The 16,465-nt window shown below is 63.8% G+C and carries 15 protein-coding genes; 3 read left to right on the top strand and 12 right to left on the bottom strand.

Translation table 11 applies throughout. The annotated features are described in order from the left end of the window. The first annotated feature begins 16 nt into the window (after nt 1-16). Nucleotides 17-2,728 carry an alpha-ketoglutarate dehydrogenase gene (gene mdeB, locus NCT32_RS18395; RefSeq protein ID WP_250490469.1) on the top strand — a complete coding sequence of 904 codons (2,712 nt, stop codon included), beginning with the start codon at nt 17-19 and terminating at the stop codon, nt 2,726-2,728. On the opposite strand, the gene NCT32_RS18390 is transcribed toward mdeB, so the two are convergent. Both NCT32_RS18390 and NCT32_RS18385 read right to left on the bottom strand, forming a co-directional pair. After that, nucleotides 2,725-3,375 (bottom strand): phosphoribosyltransferase, encoded by a 651-nt coding sequence (locus tag NCT32_RS18390; protein WP_061118097.1) that lies wholly within the window; start codon nt 3,373-3,375, stop codon nt 2,725-2,727. The two genes, mdeB and NCT32_RS18390, sit on opposite strands and share 4 nt — an antisense overlap. Continuing rightward, nucleotides 3,372-4,184, bottom strand: a complete 813-nt coding sequence (locus tag NCT32_RS18385) for a crotonase/enoyl-CoA hydratase family protein (protein WP_061118098.1) — start codon at nt 4,182-4,184, stop codon at nt 3,372-3,374. Before NCT32_RS18385 ends, NCT32_RS18390 begins: the two co-directional genes overlap by 4 nt. A 314-nt stretch (nt 4,185-4,498) precedes the next feature. On the opposite strand from NCT32_RS18385, the gene NCT32_RS18380 reads away from it, so the two are divergent. Together NCT32_RS18380 and NCT32_RS18375 are read left to right on the top strand one after the other, a co-directional pair. Beyond that, the gene (locus NCT32_RS18380) at nt 4,499-5,701 is read left to right on the top strand and encodes an ammonium transporter (protein ID WP_061118099.1); all 1,203 of its coding nucleotides are present in this window, start codon (nt 4,499-4,501) and stop codon (nt 5,699-5,701) included. 217 nt (nt 5,702-5,918) lie between these two features. Beyond that, nucleotides 5,919-8,114 (top strand): hybrid sensor histidine kinase/response regulator, encoded by a 2,196-nt coding sequence (locus NCT32_RS18375; RefSeq protein ID WP_061118100.1) that lies wholly within the window; start codon nt 5,919-5,921, stop codon nt 8,112-8,114. A gap of 6 nt (nt 8,115-8,120) precedes the next feature. Here NCT32_RS18375 and NCT32_RS18370 read toward each other — a convergent pair whose 3' ends face one another. From NCT32_RS18370 to ehuB, 10 genes are all read right to left on the bottom strand, one after another. After that, complete coding sequence (locus NCT32_RS18370) at nt 8,121-8,597, bottom strand: hypothetical protein (protein WP_061118101.1); 477 nt, start codon at nt 8,595-8,597, stop codon at nt 8,121-8,123. Then, a complete protein-coding gene (locus tag NCT32_RS18365) occupies nt 8,598-9,905 on the bottom strand; it encodes a sorbosone dehydrogenase family protein (protein ID WP_086961014.1) in 1,308 nt (435 codons plus the stop codon). A 55-nt stretch (nt 9,906-9,960) separates the two neighbouring features. Continuing rightward, complete coding sequence (locus NCT32_RS18360) at nt 9,961-10,128, bottom strand: hypothetical protein (protein ID WP_250477448.1); 168 nt, start codon at nt 10,126-10,128, stop codon at nt 9,961-9,963. 515 nt (nt 10,129-10,643) lie between these two features. Continuing rightward, nucleotides 10,644-11,021, bottom strand: coding sequence for a DUF3175 domain-containing protein (locus NCT32_RS18355; RefSeq protein WP_061118102.1), 378 nt, complete (start codon nt 11,019-11,021; stop codon nt 10,644-10,646). Between the two features lie 9 nt (nt 11,022-11,030). Continuing rightward, nucleotides 11,031-11,654, bottom strand: a complete 624-nt coding sequence (locus NCT32_RS18350) for a UdgX family uracil-DNA binding protein (protein WP_061118103.1) — start codon at nt 11,652-11,654, stop codon at nt 11,031-11,033. 9 nt (nt 11,655-11,663) lie between these two features. Continuing rightward, a complete protein-coding gene (locus tag NCT32_RS18345; RefSeq protein ID WP_061118104.1) occupies nt 11,664-13,223 on the bottom strand; it encodes an FAD-dependent oxidoreductase in 1,560 nt (519 codons plus the stop codon). A gap of 76 nt (nt 13,224-13,299) precedes the next feature. Continuing rightward, nucleotides 13,300-14,124: an ectoine/hydroxyectoine ABC transporter ATP-binding protein EhuA gene (gene ehuA, locus NCT32_RS18340; protein WP_061118156.1), complete on the bottom strand. Its 825-nt coding sequence runs from the start codon at nt 14,122-14,124 to the stop codon at nt 13,300-13,302. Nucleotides 14,125-14,197: 73 nt separating this feature from the next. Further along, nucleotides 14,198-14,866 carry an ectoine/hydroxyectoine ABC transporter permease subunit EhuD gene (gene ehuD / locus NCT32_RS18335; protein WP_061118105.1) on the bottom strand — a complete coding sequence of 223 codons (669 nt, stop codon included), beginning with the start codon at nt 14,864-14,866 and terminating at the stop codon, nt 14,198-14,200. Continuing rightward, complete coding sequence (gene ehuC / locus NCT32_RS18330) at nt 14,863-15,546, bottom strand: ectoine/hydroxyectoine ABC transporter permease subunit EhuC (RefSeq protein ID WP_250477446.1); 684 nt, start codon at nt 15,544-15,546, stop codon at nt 14,863-14,865. The genes ehuD and ehuC overlap by 4 nt, the downstream gene beginning before the upstream one ends. A gap of 50 nt (nt 15,547-15,596) precedes the next feature. Then, nucleotides 15,597-16,451 carry an ectoine/hydroxyectoine ABC transporter substrate-binding protein EhuB gene (ehuB, locus tag NCT32_RS18325; RefSeq protein WP_061118106.1) on the bottom strand — a complete coding sequence of 285 codons (855 nt, stop codon included), beginning with the start codon at nt 16,449-16,451 and terminating at the stop codon, nt 15,597-15,599. Nucleotides 16,452-16,465 lie beyond the last annotated feature (14 nt).

The raw sequence follows: 16,465 nt of genomic DNA, 5'->3' as shown, positions 1-16,465 counted from the left end.
ACAGCGTAGTCGCACCATGACCGACTTATCGAGCGGAACCAACCAGCTTCTTTCTCTTGCCAAGGGACGTGAGGACATCGATCCCGGCGAAACCGCAGAATGGCTGGAGGCACTCGATGCCGTCGTCGCGCATGTCGGGCGGGAACGGGCGCAATATCTTTTCGACAGGCTCGCGGAGCACGCGCTGTCGGTGGGCATCGAATCGGCGCGGGCGCGCGCGACGCCCTACACGAACACGATTCCCGTATCGCAGCAGCCACCTTATCCCGGCAATCTCGACATCGAAGAAAGACTCGCCGCCGTGCTGCGCTGGAATGCGCTCGCGATGGTCGTGCGCGCGAATCGCGCATACGGCGAACTGGGCGGCCATATCGCGAGCTATGCGTCGGCGGCGGATTTGTTCGAAGTCGGCTTCAATCACTTCTTCAAAGCGGCCGATGCGAACAACGGCGGCGATATCGTCTATTTCCAGCCGCATTCGTCGCCGGGTGTGTATGCACGCGCTTATCTCGAAGGCTTTCTCAACGAAGAACATCTGAAGCACTATCGGCGCGAGATCGAGGGACCGGGTTTGTGCTCGTATCCGCATCCATGGCTGATGCCCGACTTCTGGCAATTTCCGACGGGCTCGATGGGCATCGGCCCGATCAACTCGATTTATCAAGCGCGCTTCATGCGCTATTTGCAAAACCGCAATCTGCTGCGCACGGAAGGGCGCAAGGTGTGGGGCTTCTTCGGCGACGGCGAAATGGACGAGCCTGAATCGATCGGCGCGCTGTCGCTCGCGGCGCGCGAACAACTCGATAACCTCGTGTTCGTCATCAATTGCAACTTGCAGCGGCTCGACGGTCCCGTGCGCAGCAACGGACGCATCGTCGATGAACTCGAAGCGCAGTTTACCGGCGCGGGCTGGAACGTGATCAAGGTGCTGTGGGGATCGGACTGGGATGGCCTGTTCGCGCGCGATCGCACGAATGCCTTGCTGCGCGCCTTCGCGCATACCGTCGATGGTCAGTTCCAGACCTTCTCGGCGAACGACGGCCGTTATAACCGCGAGCGCTTCTTCGGCCAGAATCCGGAACTCGCGGCACTCGTCGCGCATATGTCGGATGAAGATATCGACCGCTTGCGCCGTGGCGGCCACGATGTACGCAAGCTGCACGCTGCTTATGCGAAAGCGCTGTCGCATAAGGGCCAGCCGACCGTGATTCTCGCCAAGACGATGAAAGGTTTCGGCATGGGCACGGTGGGACAGGGCCGCATGACGACGCATCAGCAGAAGAAGCTCGATCTCGACGATCTCAAGCAGTTTCGCGATCGCTTCCGTTTGCCGCTCTCGGATGAAGACGTCGAACAAGTCAGGTTCTACAAGCCTGCGGACAGCGCACCCGAGATGCGCTATCTGCATGAGCGCCGCGCGGCTTTGGGCGGTTATCTGCCGCGCCGTCGCGCGAAGGCATCGCAAGGCATTGCGCCGCCCGCGCTCGATTCGTGGGGCCAATTCGCGCTCGACGCATCCGGCAAGGAGATGTCGACGACGATGGCCTTCGTGCGCATGCTCGGCAGCCTGTTGAAGGACAAGACCATCGGGCAGCGCGTCGTGCCGGTGGTCGCGGACGAGGCGCGCACCTTCGGCATGGCGAATCTCTTCAGGCAAGTGGGCATCTATTCGCCGCTCGGCCAGTTGTACGAGCCGGAGGACATGGGCTCCATGCTCTACTACCGGGAAGACACGCGCGGGCAGATTCTCGAAGAAGGCATCTCGGAGGCGGGCGCGGTGTCGTCGTGGATCGCGGCGGCGACGTCCTACAGCGTGCACGATCTGCCGATGCTGCCGTTCTACATCTACTACTCGATGTTCGGCTTTCAGCGCATCGGCGATCTGATTTTCGCGGCGGCGGACCAGCGCTCGCGCGGCTTTCTCATCGGCGCGACGGCGGGGCGTACGACGCTCGGCGGCGAAGGCCTGCAGCACCAGGACGGCACGAGCCATCTCGCGGCTTCGACGATTCCGAACTGCCGCGCCTACGATCCGGCGTTCGCTTATGAAGTCGCCGCGATCGTCGATGAAGGCATGAAAGACATGATGGAGCGCCAGAACGACGTGTTCTATTACGTCACCGTGACCAACGAGAATTACGCACAGCCTTCCGCGCCCGGCGGCTCACTGGATGAAGAAACGCGCGAAGGGATTCTGCGCGGCATCTATCGCATCGGCGGCGACGCAGCCGAAGCCCAGGTTCAATTGCTCGGTTCCGGCGCGATTCTCAACGAAGCGATCGCTGCGCGCACGATGCTCGAGGACGACTGGAACATCGACGCCGCCGTGTGGAGCGTGACGAGTTATACCGAATTGCATCGCGACGGCGCGTCATCCGAACGTCTTGCCCGCCTGAGCGACGACGATGTGAACACGCCGTTCGTCACGCGTGCGCTCGAAGGATCGCGTGGTCCCGTGATCGCGGCGACCGATTACGTGCACGCGGTGCCGGAACTCATTCGCGCCTACGTGCCGCGCCGCTATGTCACGCTCGGCACGGATGGCTTCGGCCGTAGCGACACGCGGCAGGCATTGCGCGCGTTCTTCGAAGTGGATCGCGTGTCGATCGTCATCGCCGCGTTGAAGTCGCTCGTGGACGAAGGCGTCATCGATAAATCAGTCTTGAAGACCGCGCGCGTGAAGTACGGCAAGACGCAGGAAGCGCACGACGCGCCCTGGATGCGCTAGGCGGCCTTGCGCGCGGCGTCGAGCAGCTCGCGCACTTCGTCGTCGCTTGTCTGATCGAAGTCGATATAGAACTGCCCGACGCCGTAATACTGATGCGGGCGCAGCACGCAGACGAATTCATCGACCACTTCGTCCACGCGCGCTTCGGAATCGAGCGGCGCCACCGGCAGCGCCGCGACGATCTTCGACGGATGCGCATGACGCAGGGACATCGCCGCGGCCTTCATCGTCGCGCCGGTCGCCATGCCGTCATCGACGATGATCGCGACGCGTCCTTCGACATCGAGCGGCGGCTGCGAGCCGCGATACAGCTTCTCGCGCCGGGCAAGCTCGGCGCGTTCTTTCGCGATCACGCGTTCGAGATCGTCCTTCGCGACCCCCGCGTATTGCACGATGCGCTCGTCGAGATAGAAAGCATCGCCGGATGCGATCGCGCCCATCGCGAGTTCGGGTTGCACCGGCACGCCGAGCTTGCGCACGACGAGCACGTCGAGCGGCGCGCCGAGCGCGCGCGCCACTTCATACGCAACCGGCACGCCGCCGCGCGGCAGCGCGAGCACGGTGACGTCGGCGCGGCCGTGATAAGCGCCGAGATGCTGCGCGAGCGCGCGGCCCGCGGCTCTGCGGTTCTCGAATACTGAGTTCATGTTGCCTGTCCTTTCGGACTCGACGCGCGCGAGAGAAAACGCGACGCGCCGTCGAGACCTTCATCGAATATCGAGCGATATCCGTTCGCGCCTTCTCGCTGCAATGCCCGGGCGATGTCGGCGTCGAACGCGTTCTCGTGCACCGAGCGCAGGTCCGCACGCAATGCGGCCTGCGGCAACGCGGCCAGTTCGCACGCAAGCGCTTCCGCCACGCCGCGCGCTTCGCCCTGCGGCGCAATGCGATTCGCAAGGCCGAAGGCAAGCGCTTCCGTCGCGTCGACCGCTCGTCCGGTGAGGATCAGATCGAGCGCACGCGACATGCCGATGAGACGCGGCAGCCGGATCGTGCCGCCGTCGATGAGCGGCACACCCACGCGCCTGCAGAACACGCCGAGCACCGCGTGTTCCTCGACGACGCGCAAATCGCACCACGCCGCCAGTTCGAGCCCGCCCGCGACCGCATGTCCCGCGATCGCCGCGATCACGGGTTTGTTCAGCGCGAGCCGCGTCGGTCCCATCGGGCCGGGGCCGCTGCCGTCGGAATGGATCTCGTTGCGGCGCGCGTCGTCCTCGAGTGCGGAGAGATCGGCGCCTGCGCAGAACGTGCCGCCCGCGCCCCACAGCACGGCGACTCGCAGCGCATCGTCGGCGTCGAAGCGCTCGAACGCTTGGCGCAGCGCATCCGCGATGTGGCGATCCACCGCGTTACGCCGCTCGGCACGGTCGAGCACGACCGTGACGACTCGCGGATCGAGCGCGTGCGGTTCCATGCGCACATGCTCGCCCAGATACTCGATGTGAGAAGACATCGACGGCTCCAGTTTTTCGCGGCTACACACGTCAGGATACTCGCGGCACGACGCATCGGTGCGCCACGTGAAATGCTTTCGTTCACCATGCTAAAAGCTGTCGTGATGAAATATCTGGCGCATATCCGGTGCATGAGATGCAACACGACGGAGCATTGCACCAAGTTCGAGCGATGCGAAATGACCATTCGCGGCGCACGTTGCACCACGCTTTACCGCGCCAACGCCCATTGCGCACCGTTCCGATGCTGTTTGCGCCAACTTGGCCCGGAACTTGCAAAACCAGCGCCTCTTTCAGACGACCGTTGAAAAACATGCAGGCACTCCAATCCGGAACCAACACTCTTTTTCTGCTGCTGGGCGCCGCAATGGTGCTTGCGATGCACGCGGGCTTCGCCTTTCTCGAACTCGGAACCGTGCGCCGCGAGAATCAGGTGAATGCACTCGTGAAAATCCTCGTGGACTTCGCGGTTTCGACGCTCGCGTATTTCTTCATCGGCTACAACATCGCGTATGGCGTGCAGTTCATGCACAGCGCCGATATCCTCGCCGAGCACAACGGCTACGCGCTGGTGCGCTTCTTCTTCCTGCTGACCTTCGCCGCCGCGATTCCGGCGATCGTGTCGGGCGGCATCGCCGAGCGCTCGAAGTTCAATCCGCAACTGTTCGCGACTTGCGTGATCGTCGGCTTCGTTTATCCGTTGCTCGAAGGGGTGGCGTGGAACGAGCGCTTCGGCATTCAGGGCTGGTTGACGCAGGCATTCGGCGCGCCGTTTCACGACTTCGCCGGCTCGGTCGTGGTCCATGCGTTCGGCGGCTGGGTCGCGCTGCCGGCGGTGCTGCTGCTCGGGCCGCGTCACGGGCGCTATCACAAGGATGGACGCATCGCCGCGCATCCGCCCTCGAGCATTCCGTTCCTCGCGCTCGGTGCATGGGTGCTCGCGGTCGGCTGGTTCGGCTTCAACGTGATGAGCGCGCAGACGGTCGACAAGATCAGCGGCCTCGTGGCGGTCAACTCGCTGATGGCGATGGTCGGCGGCACGCTTGCCGCGTGGTTCGCCGGCCGCAACGATCCGGGCTTCACCTACAACGGCCCGCTCGCGGGTCTGGTCGCGGTGTGCGCGGGCTCGGACCTCATGCATCCGCTTGGCGCGCTGATCGTCGGCGCGGTGGCGGGCGTGCTCTTCGTGCAGATGTTCACGTGCGTGCAGAACCGCTGGCGCATCGACGATGTGCTCGGCGTGTGGCCGCTGCACGGCATGTGCGGCGCGTGGGGCGGAATCGCCGCGGGCGTCTTCGGGCAGAAGGGCTTCGGCGGCATCGGCGGTGTGTCGATGTGGTCGCAGGTCATCGGCACGGTCGGTGCGGTGGCGCTCGCGCTCGCGGGCGGCGCGGCGGTGTATGGCGCGATCAAGGCGACGGTCGGGTTGCGGCTCGATCGCGAAGAAGAATTCAATGGCGCCGATCTCGCGATTCATCGCATCTCGGCAACGCCGGATCGGGAAATGGCGGGGTGACGCGGAGAGCAGCCAGCGCTTTCACGCGCTATCGGAGGTCACAGGCGGCGCTCGCATCGTGATGCGTCGCATCGAATGACGGCAGGAAGGCGAGTGCGATCGACGCACTCGCCGCGCCAAAAGAGCATGCCAGGTCCGGCACGGTCTTTATTCCTCATATCGCTTCCAGCGCGCGCCGGGTAGGATATACCGGTCGATTCCCTCGGAGGCGCATCGCTTGGACTCCACAGAGACCGCGACATTCGATCTGCCGCTGCCCGTGCGCAATTTCGCATCGATGCGAAGGATGCTGCTGCTCGTGCTGGGCGCGTCCATCGTGATCCCGCTCGCGTGCCTTTGCATTTATGGCTATTACGATCATCAGCGTCGCTTTGCTGAAGCACAGGAACTGATCGAGCGCCTCACGCGCATTGCAGACGAGCATGCGCTGAAAGTGATCGACCTGAATCAGCAACTGGAGACGCGCATCGTCGATCTGCTCGGCGACAGCGACGACGCGCTCATCAAGCGCCGCGAGGAAGGTCTGCACCGCACGCTCGACGACATGAGCGGCACGCTCGCGCAGATCGCCGCGATTTCCGTCTTCGGCGAAAACGGCGCGCTGCTCGCGAATAGCCGCTGGTATCCGGCGCCGGCCGTGTCGATTGCGGAGCGCGACGATTTCCGGTCCGCGCGTGCCGTCGCGCCCGTCACGTACTTCTCGCTGCCGTTGCGCGGCAAGGTGGCGAGTTCAGATGTGTTCACGACGACGATGGGCCGCATCGCGCGCAACGGGCAGTTTCTCGGCGTCGTGTCGATCGCGTTGAAGCGCGGCTATTTCACCGATTTTTATCGCGAGATCGCGGCGGGCGATCGCGCGCTCGTCATCGGGCTGTATCGCCGCGACGGCAGCGTCCTCGCCCGCTTTCCGGAGAGCGCCGGCAGCACGCAACCGGCAACCAATACGGGCTTTACGCGCGCGTTTCGCAACAACGAACTCTACGGCAGCATGCGCATGCGCTCGAGCATCGATCACGTCGATCGGCTGCTCGCCTTCAGGCGCGTGGGCGACTCGCCGCTCTATGTATCGGCGGGCTACGCGACATCCGTGGTTGAAAAGCGCTGGCGCGACAATCTCGCGCTCGTCGCGGCGATCGCGCTGTTGCCGTGCATCGCGGTGTGGCTGCTGATTGCGTTCTCGATTCGCCGGCTCGATGCCGAACAGGCCGCATGGGAGCGATGGCAGGCCGAAGTCGCGACGCGCCTTTCCATCGAGGCGTCGCGCCGGCAACTGCGGCGCATGGGCGCGCTCGGCAATCTCGTCGCCAACGTCGCGCACGACTTCAACAATTTGCTGATGGTGGTCGGAGCGAACATGGAGCTCGCACGGCGCAAGCGCTTCAACGACGTCGAAAGCGAAGTGCTCGCGGTGGAGCGCGCCACCGCCGGCGCCGAGTCGCTCGCGCGGCGGCTCATGAGCGTCGCGCGCAAGCAGCCGCTCAGGCAGGAATTGATCGATCCGGGCGCCTGGCTGCGAAACGTGCTCGATCTGGTGAAGAAATCGGTGCATCCGTCCGTCATGGTGACGCTGGAGCTGTCGCCCGATCTGTGGAACGTGATGGCCGATCCGGTCGAGCTGGAGCTTGCGCTCGTGAATATCGCGGTGAATGCGAGCGATGCCATGCCGCATGGCGGACGCGTGCTGATCCGCTGCCAGAATGCCCGCGTGCGCGGCGCGGAAACGGATATTCCGGATGGTGAGTACGTGCTCGTCTCGATCACCGATAACGGCGAAGGCATGACCGAGCAAGTCCGGCGGCGCGCGTTCGAGCCGCTTTTCACGACGAAGCAGCGCGGCGCGGGCGCCGGTCTCGGCCTCACGCAGGTGCTCGCCGCGTGCGAGCAGGCGGGAGGCACCGCGCGCATCACGAGCGTGACGGGCTCCGGCACGACGGTGCGGCTCTATCTGCCGCGTCATCATGGGCCGATGCCCGAGGCGTCCAAGGCATGCGTGCCACCCGATGTAACGACGCCGCCGCTCGTACCCGCGACGGACGACGAGGGAGAGCCGCTGCGCGGCACCACGGTGCTGCTCGTCGAGGACAACGCGGATGTCGCGGCGGGCGTGAGGGCGGTGCTCGAAGTGTTCGGCTGCACGGTGCATCACGAGGAAAGCGCGGATGCCGCGTTCGCGCTGTTGGGCGAAGGCTATGGCTTCGACCTCGTGCTGTCCGATGTGCAGATGCCTGGCCGCATGAACGGCATCGATCTGGCCGAGCAGATCATCAAGCGTCTTCCTTCGCAAAAGCTCGTGCTGATGACGGGCTACGCCGACGAACTGGAGCGCGCGAAGCATCTCGGTGTGCCGATCCTCGCAAAGCCATTCGACATGGACGATCTGCTCGATCTGATCGCGCCGGGCGTCCCGCACTGAACGCGTTCAGCGCTTGTCGTGCCCCGGTACGGCACGCGCGCCGACGAGCGGATTGAAGGCCGCGCGCTTCGGCTCCGGTGCTTGTTCGCTTTTCTTGGCGGGACGGGTCTTGGAACGCGATGACGTATCGCCGCCTAGCTGACTGAGCAGGTCTTCGTCGTCTTCCGCTTTCGGTTCTTCGTCGTCTGCCGACGACGATTCGCCGCCCGCAAGATGCGCGACGACCGACATGAAGTCCTTCCTCGCATTCTTCAGCGCGCGCCCCGGCATCATGACGAGCACCACGGCTTCGTGCACGGAATGGCCATCCACGGTTCGCAGCGCGGCATCCTCGTTCCAGTCGATGCCGCTATCCGCATAAGCCGCAACCACGTGATGCAATACGGCAGGCGACATCACACCTGCGTCATAGAGACCAACGATCTGCCGTTCCGCGAGCGCAAAATAGCTCTTTGCTTCCCGAGTCGGCTTCTTCGCGGCCATTCACTTCGTGGCGGGCGCGACCCGCCATACCGTGTTGCCTACATCGTCGGCGACGAGCAACGCGCCTTTGCGATCCACCGCGACGCCGACAGGCCGCCCGAGCGCATGGCCATCCGACGATAGAAAGCCCGTCAGGACATCTTCGGGCGGACCCGAAGGCTTGCCGTTGTCGAACGGCACGAAGATGACCTTGTAGCCGCTTCTCGGCTTGCGATTCCACGACCCGTGCTGACCGATGAACGCCCCGTTGCGATAACGCTCCGGAAACGCGTTGCCGTCGTAGAACGCGAGCCCGAGCGAAGCCGTGTGCGCGCCGAGCGCATAGTCGGGCACGATCGACGATTGCACGAGATCCGCGCGCTGCGGCTTCACGCGGTCATCGACATGCTGGCCGTAATAGCTGTATGGCCAGCCATAAAACGCGCCATCCCTTACCGACGTCAGATAGTCCGGCACGAGTTCGTTGCCGAGTTCGTCGCGCTCGTTCACGACCGTCCACAGCGCGCCGCTCTGCGGCTGCCACGACATGCCGTTCGGATTGCGCAAGCCCGTTGCGAACAGACGCGCCTGTTTCGATTCGATATCCACTTCCATGATCGCCGCGCGGCCGTTCTCGGCGTCGATGCCGTTCTCCGCCGCGTTGCTGTTCGAACCGACCGTCACATACAGCTTCTTGCCGTCGCGGCTCGCGAGGATGTTCTTGGTCCAGTGATGATTGATTTCGCCCGCTGGCAAGTCCATGAACTTCTCGCCGGGCGTCGAGATTTGCGTCGCGCCGTTTTCGTACTTGAAGCGCAGGATCGCATCGGTATCCGCAACATAGAGTTCATCGCCGACGAGCGCCATGCCGAAGGGCGAATGCAGTTTGTCGATGAACACGGTGCGTGTTTCGGCGACGCCATCGCCGTCGGCATCGCGCAGCAGCATGATGCGATCCGGACTTTCCACGCCGGCGCCGGCGCGTTTCTGCACCTTTTTCATCACGAAACCCTTGATGCCGGCGTGTTCGTCGTGCTGGGCGGGTGCGTTGCTTTCGGCAACGAGCACGTCGCCATTGGGCAAGGTCGCGACCCAGCGCGGATGATCGAGGCCCGCGGCAAAGGCGGTGACGTCGAAGCCCGCGGCGGGAATGGGCTTCTGTCCTTGCGCCCACGGCCTCGCGGGCGCGATGTTGACCGTGGGCATCATCGATTTGTGCGGCGCGGGCAGCGTCGGATTCGGGCCGAACCCCTGCGCGTAATCGCCGGCGGTGGTATCGGCGGTGGCCGCGCCGCTCGCGATCATCAAGGCGAGCGCCGTCGCTCGCATAAGTAGCTTTGTTTTCGTTTTCAAACCTGCGCTCCTGACGAGTCGAACGTCCGGTTCAGCCGCCGCCGATGCCTTGCGTCACTTTGCCCGTGCCGCCGCAGGTCTCGCAGTCGGCGCCGTCGAGCTTGCCCGAGCCGTTACAGTCCGGACAGAGATCTTCGCCCGTGCCAGGCGTGCCGGGTTCGGCTTCATCGCCGGGATTGAGAGGGGGTTCCTGAGCCATCGATGTCTCCTTGGGGTTGCGTCATGCGTAGCGGCAGCAAGCGCCGTTCCTCATGACCTTGCAAGGCTTGCATTCGTCTGGCAGTTTTTGCACGCCCGCAGCGTACATCGCGCCGCGCCACCTTCGTACGCGCGGCTGCCGTGTCTGGTACGCGTGATGCTCGAATGTCGATGCGGCGCGAGCCGCGGCTTTCACCACTGCAACGTCATTACGCGTCTTCGATGCGCGATGACACAGCCAGGAGGGCTTTTATGAGCGGGAATCAAAAGCAAACGGGCAATCAGCCGTCTACGCCCAATCAATGGAACCCGTCACACCGGCAGCATGGCCAACAGGAAAAATCGCCGGGGCAGCCGCAACAGGATCAGCAATCCGGTCAGCGGCAGCAGAACCAGCCGTTGCCGCAGCATCAGGGCGGCCAGCGGCAACCTTGATCGTTCTGGAGAAGTGGCAGGAAGCAATGCGCGCGGTTTCGTTTCGACGAGGCCGCGCGCGATCGTTTTCGGGCCTCTTTTTCAGGGCTTGCGTCCGAATGCCTCGCGCAGACGTTTTTTTGCGCGCTCGAGCGTGCTCTTGCGCGACTTGGGCAGATTGCGTCCCGCGCGATTGATATAGAAGTTGAGCATCGACATGGCCGATTGAAACGGCGAGCCTTTGCGTCGCGTACTGCGTGTCGATGACCGTTTGAGCGAATCCGCGATTTCCTGCGCATTGCCTGTCTTGAAGATATCGCGCTGAATATCCATTGCATCGCTCGTTTCCATCACATGATGTGACCAGCGATGCGTGGAACGCGCCGGCTTCTTGCGGGCACTCCCGAGCGAATGCCTTTGCCGCGTGCTGGGCCGCTTGCCGCTGCTTGTCTTCTTCGATGGGGTTTTGCTCGTTGCCATAGTCATACCTCAACGCTCTTTCCGATGATGCGTGGCGAGTCTATGCGCCTCGCGCAACGCGTCGACGATAGCCACGTAGGCGCGCTCGCGCGTTTCGGGATCGGGCGCCCGCAACGCGAACGAAGGGTGATAGGTCGCGACGATTGCATGGCCTTCGTGCTCGATCGCCTGTCCCATCGACGCCTGCAATGTCGCTTTCGAATCGCGCATCACGGACTTGAGCGCGGTCGAGCCGAGCGCGACGATCACCTTCGGCCCGACATCACCCGTCTCGCGATCGAGCCAATAGCGGCATGCGTCGATCTCGCGCTGCGCGGGTGTCTTGTGCAATCGCCGCTTGCCGCGCGGCTCCCACTTGAAGTGCTTCACGGCATTCGTCACGTAGACCTCCCTGCGTGCGACGCCGGCTTCTTCGAGCGCACGATCGAGCATCGCGCCCGCCGGCCCGACGAAAGGCTTGCCCTGCAAGTCCTCCTGATCGCCGGGCTGCTCGCCGACGATCATGATCGGCGCGTGACGCGGGCCTTTGCCGGGAACCGCTTGCGTCGCATGTTCCCAGAGCGCGCAGCGGCGGCATTCGTCCAGCGACTCGGGAGCCTGATCCGGTTCGACGCCGGGCTGCTTCGTGGCCATGTCGGTTTCTCAAGCGTTCGCGACGCGCCGCGCGTCATCGAGCGTGAGCGGCTCGCGCATCGCTTCGGCGAGACGGCATACCGCGGTTTCGTGTTCGCATGCGATCACCGCGCCCACGCGTCCGTCTTTCATCAGGTAGGCAATGAAATGCTGCGCATCGAGATCGCCGTCTATTTTAATGCTATCCGGCTTCTCGACATGCCCGAGATAGTCGAAGGTCTTCTCGTAGTGGAACGTCCAGAAGTAGGGCACGCCGACATATTCCCGCGCGCTGCCCGCCATGTTGTAGGCGGCGACACGCGCATGTTGTTGCGCCACGCGCCAGTGCTCGATGCGCAGTCGCTGATCCGAGCGCGGCAGGGGAAAGCGCGCGATATCGCCGGCGGCGTATAACGCGGGCGCGGCGAGCATGGTTGCGTCGACGTCGACGCCTCCATCGTCCGCGAGCGCGAGGCCCGACAGAAACGACGTCGCCGGCTCGACGCCCGTGCCCGCGATGACGACATCGGCCGCGACCTTGCCGCCCGAATCGAGGATCACTTCGCTGACTGCACCATCGCCTGCGAATGCGCTGATGCGCGCATTCATATGAAACGTCACGCCGTTCTTTTCGTGCAACGATCTGAACATCTCGCCGATGCGCTCGCCGAACTGCCTGGCAAACGGCGTCTTCCCCGGCGCGACGACGGTCACGTCGATTTCGCGCTTCCTCAGACACGAAGCCACTTCCAGCCCGATGAAACTCGCCCCCACGATCACCACGTGCTTGCATCCTTCGAGCGATGCGAGAATCGCGCGTGCATCCTCGCGCGTGCGCAGCAGATGCACATGCTCGAGTTCTGCGCCGGGAATATCGAGTGGCTTCGGAACGCCGCCGGTGCACACGAGCGCAGCTTCGTATTCGATCTTCTGTCCGTTCGCGAGCTCGGCGCGCTTCTCCTTCGGATCGAGACGAACGGCCTGCGATTCGATGCGTTCGATATCGTGCTTCGCGAAGAAATCGTCGTCGAGCAGCGGCGGGACTTCATCGGGCGGCATGTCGCCTGCGAGTGTGAACTTGCTGAGCGACGTGCGATCGTAGGGCTCGCGCGCGTCGTCGCCTGCAAGCACGATGCGTCCGTCGAAGCCCGCTTCGCGCAGCGCCGAGCATGCGGCCGCGCCCGCTGCGCCCGCGCCGACGACGAGCATGGTCCGGCTCGCGTTCGTCTGCTTCTTCGAGACGTCACCGCTGTCGATGGCTTGCGCGGACACGTACACGTCGCCGTCCCTTATCGTGGCTTCGTAGCGTGTCAACGCTTTCAGCGGCGGCGGCTCGACGAGACTGCCGTCGCGCACCTCGAACGTGCCCTTGTGCCAGGGACACACAATGCGCCCGTTGCAGATCGCGCCTTCATCGAGCGGGCCGCCCGCATGGGGACATTGCGCGGTATAGGCGCGCACGTCGTCGCCGTCGCGCACGAGCAGGATGGGGATTTCCTTCGCGTCGTCGCCGGCTTTGACGCATACGCGTGTGCCGCGCTCGATGGAAAGATCCTCAAAGCGCGCGACTTTATTCAGGGTGGGGGACATCGCACTCTCCGGTGGCTGAAGCAACAGGCCATGCGAAGAGCGCGAAGCAATTATCGGACCGCGAGAAAACGCGTGATCAAAGCGCTTCGGTCACCGCGCGCAGAAACTGCCGCGTGCGCTCATGCTGCGGCGCGGAGAAGAACTGCTGCGGCGGCGCCTGCTCGATGATCTTGCCTTGCGAGAAGAAGCACACGCGATCGGCGAAGTCTTTGGCAAAGCCCATCTGGTGCGTGACCATCAGCATCGTCAGACTATGTTCTTCGCCGAGCCGGCGAATCACAGTGAGCACTTCGCCGCACAGTTCAGGATCGAGCGCGGAGGTCACTTCGTCGAAGAGCATGATCTTCGGGCGCATTGCGAGCGCGCGAGCAATCGCTACGCGCTGCTGCTGTCCGCCCGACAACTGCGACGGATAGTGATCGCACTTTTCGGAAAGACCGACCATCGAAAGCAGGTCGCGCCCTCGCTCGGTCGCTTCTTTCTTCGATAATCCGAGCACGCTCATCGGCGCTTCGATGACATTCGCAAGCGCGCTCATGTGCGGAAAGAGATTGAAGCTCTGAAACACCATGCCGATCTTGCTGCGCACCTGGCGAACATGTCGCGGCGATGCGGGCACGAGCTTGCCGCCGCGCATTTCGTGCGTGAGCGGTTCACCGTCCACGTCGATGACGCCATCGGTGAGCGGGTCCAGCGTCATCAACACGCGCAAAAGCGTGGACTTGCCCGAGCCGCTCGGCCCGATGATCGCCACCTTTTCGTTCCGGGCGACATCGAGGTCGAGGCCGTCGAGCACGGTGAGCGCGCCATAGCGCTTGGTGACGTTGCGAAAGCGCACCATGGGCGTGGTCGCGCTGGCGTCGGCCGCTGCGCCGAGCGCCGGGTCGAGGTCTCGTTTCATCTGCTGCTCCTGGAGTTGCATTACCGTGCGCCGTCCAGCGGGGTCTGAGTGGTCGATACGCGATGCTGAACCATCATGGCAGCCTCACGCGCCGTTCGAGATGACGCACGCCCGAAGCGAACGTCACGCTGATGATGAGAAAGAAGATCCCGGTCATGGTGATCGGCTCGAGATAGCGGAACGTCTCGGAGCCGATGTTCTTCGCCTGCTGCATCAGTTCGACGACGGTGATCGCGGAGAGCACCGGCGTGTCCTTGAACATCGCGACGAGATAGTTGCCGAGTGCGGGAATCACCGGGCGAATCGCCTGCGGCAGAACCACGCCGGTATATGTGCGCCACGGCGAGAGCGACAGCGCGCACGATGCTTCCCACTGTCCGCGCGCGACGCCGTTGAGCCCCGCGCGATACACCTCGGACACGTAGCACGCATAGTGCACCGCGATGCCGAGCGTGCCGGCCGTCAGCGCGGACATCGTAAAGCCATAGAGCGGCGCGACATAGAAGAGCACGTACACCTGGATCAGCAGCGGCGTGCTGCGAATGAACTCGATGAAGAACGCGGTCGTCCTGGCGAGCGGCGCGAATTCGCTGCGTCGCATGATCGCGAGCACGAGGCCGAGCACGAGCGCAATCGCGAAGCCGACAAGCGTGATGCCGATCGTGTAGGTCGCCGCGCGCGCGAGTTCGGGCAGGATATGCAGCGCGTATTTCACATCGAAGAGTTGACCCAGCGATGTCATGATGCAGCCCCCGGGACAGTGCGGCGAATGGCGACATGACTGCTTACGCGCCGTTCGAACACGCGCATGACGGCGACGATCACCTGCGCAAGCACGAAGTAGATGAGAAGCGTGAGTCCGAAGACTTCCGCCGTCTTGAAGGTCGCCTCGTCCAGCTGGCGCGCGCGGAACGTGAGGTCCGAGAGCGTGATCAGCGAGACGAGCGAGGTGCCTTTCAGAAGCTCGATCATCAGGTTGGTCGCGGGCGGCAGCGCGTTGATCATCGCCTGCGGCAGCACGATGCGGCGCAGCCGCGCGGCCGCGGGCATGTTCAGCGCCAGCGCCGCTTCATATTGCCCGCCGGGCACGGAGCGCAGCGCGCCGCGCAGGATCTCCGAGCCATAGGCGCCGTAGTGCAGTCCGAGACCGACGATCGCGACGGTGAAAGGCGTCAGTTGCACGTTGAAGGGCGGCAGCGGCAGCACGAAGAAGAGCCAGAATAGCTGCACCAGCAACGACGTGCCGCGAAACACCTCGACATAGACATTGCCGGCCCAGCGCACGGCGCGGTAGGGCGCGGCGCGCAACGCCGTCGCGACACCCGCCATGACGATCGCAAGCAGGATGCTGATGACGGCGATCTGGATCGTGACGAGCGTGCCCTTCATCATCAGGGGCAAAAGCTCATTGAGGTCACTCATGACGGTTCCTCGCGAATGGATGGACGCTGCGCGTCGCTATTGAAGCCCGCTCAACCGGCGCACAGCTCCGGCGCTTTCTTGGTCGTCACGTTGGACTTGTCGAAGCCGAAGGGCGCGACCGTCTTCAGGTGATCGTCGGTGCCGAGCCACTGATGCAGTTCCTTGTTGACGGCGTCGCGAAGATCCGTGTCTTCGGGGCGAAACGCGAGCGCGCCGTAACCGGTGTGCTTCGGATCGTCGTTGAACTGGCTGATCGCTTCGACCTGCGGGCCGCCTTTTCCGGCGAGACCTTTCATCGTCAATGCGGTGCCGACCGCTGCGTCGGCGCGGCGCGCGCGCACGGCCTGCAATTGCGCGGTGGTGTCCGGAACCTGCAGGATCTGGTCGTCCTTGATGCCGGCCTGGCGCGCATAACCGAGTTCGGCCGTCCCTGCCATCACAGCAAGTTTCGTGTCCGGTTGCTTTGCGACATCGGCATAGCTGTGCAGGTTTTTCGGATTGCCCTTCATCGTCAGCAGCGTGTCGGGAATCTGGTATTGCGGATCGGCGAACGCCACTTGCTTGCAACGTTCCGGCGTGATGTACATGCCCGCCGCGATCACATCGAAGCGCCCGGCCTTCAGGCCCGGTATCAGCGCGCCCCATTCGGTGAGCACCGCATCGACCTTCTTCACGCCGAGCTTGGCGAACACTTTCTTCGCGATCTCGGGCGATTCGCCGGTCACGGTGCCATCGGGCGTCGTGTAGGCGAAAGGCGTTTCGTTCGCATAGCCGATACGCACCTCGCCGGTGCGCTGGATGCGCTGCAACGTGGTTTCCGCGCTCGCGCTCGTGGCATAGGCGGCAAGGCTAGCTGCCGCGACGCACGCTGCTGCCAGCATTCCAGACAGTCGCTTCGTGTTCATATCGTTCCCGTAGT

The organism is Caballeronia sp. INML2 (assembly GCF_023631365.1).
GTDB lineage: Bacteria > Pseudomonadota > Gammaproteobacteria > Burkholderiales > Burkholderiaceae > Caballeronia > Caballeronia turbans.
This window is presented reverse-complemented; position numbering and strand designations above follow the sequence as displayed.

Bases quoted from the DNA above. Each gene is read 5' to 3' on its own strand.
- NCT32_RS18385 (WP_061118098.1), bottom strand. From the start codon at position 4,184: ATGTCTTCTCACATCGAGTATCTGGGCGAGCATGTGCGCATGGAACCG.
- NCT32_RS18390 (WP_061118097.1), bottom strand. From the start codon at position 3,375: ATGAACTCAGTATTCGAGAACCGCAGAGCCGCGGGCCGCGCGCTCGCG.
- NCT32_RS18350 (WP_061118103.1), bottom strand. From the start codon at position 11,654: ATGGCCACGAAGCAGCCCGGCGTCGAACCGGATCAGGCTCCCGAGTCG.
- ehuC (WP_250477446.1), bottom strand. From the start codon at position 15,546: ATGAGTGACCTCAATGAGCTTTTGCCCCTGATGATGAAGGGCACGCTC.
- NCT32_RS18380 (WP_061118099.1), top strand. From the start codon at position 4,499: ATGCAGGCACTCCAATCCGGAACCAACACTCTTTTTCTGCTGCTGGGC.
- NCT32_RS18365 (WP_086961014.1), bottom strand. From the start codon at position 9,905: ATGCGAGCGACGGCGCTCGCCTTGATGATCGCGAGCGGCGCGGCCACC.
- ehuD (WP_061118105.1), bottom strand. From the start codon at position 14,866: ATGACATCGCTGGGTCAACTCTTCGATGTGAAATACGCGCTGCATATC.
- NCT32_RS18360 (WP_250477448.1), bottom strand. From the start codon at position 10,128: ATGGCTCAGGAACCCCCTCTCAATCCCGGCGATGAAGCCGAACCCGGC.
- mdeB (WP_250490469.1), top strand. From the start codon at position 17: ATGACCGACTTATCGAGCGGAACCAACCAGCTTCTTTCTCTTGCCAAG.
- ehuB (WP_061118106.1), bottom strand. From the start codon at position 16,451: ATGAACACGAAGCGACTGTCTGGAATGCTGGCAGCAGCGTGCGTCGCG.
- NCT32_RS18355 (WP_061118102.1), bottom strand. From the start codon at position 11,021: ATGGCAACGAGCAAAACCCCATCGAAGAAGACAAGCAGCGGCAAGCGG.
- ehuA (WP_061118156.1), bottom strand. From the start codon at position 14,124: ATGAAACGAGACCTCGACCCGGCGCTCGGCGCAGCGGCCGACGCCAGC.
- NCT32_RS18370 (WP_061118101.1), bottom strand. From the start codon at position 8,597: ATGGCCGCGAAGAAGCCGACTCGGGAAGCAAAGAGCTATTTTGCGCTC.
- NCT32_RS18345 (WP_061118104.1), bottom strand. From the start codon at position 13,223: ATGTCCCCCACCCTGAATAAAGTCGCGCGCTTTGAGGATCTTTCCATC.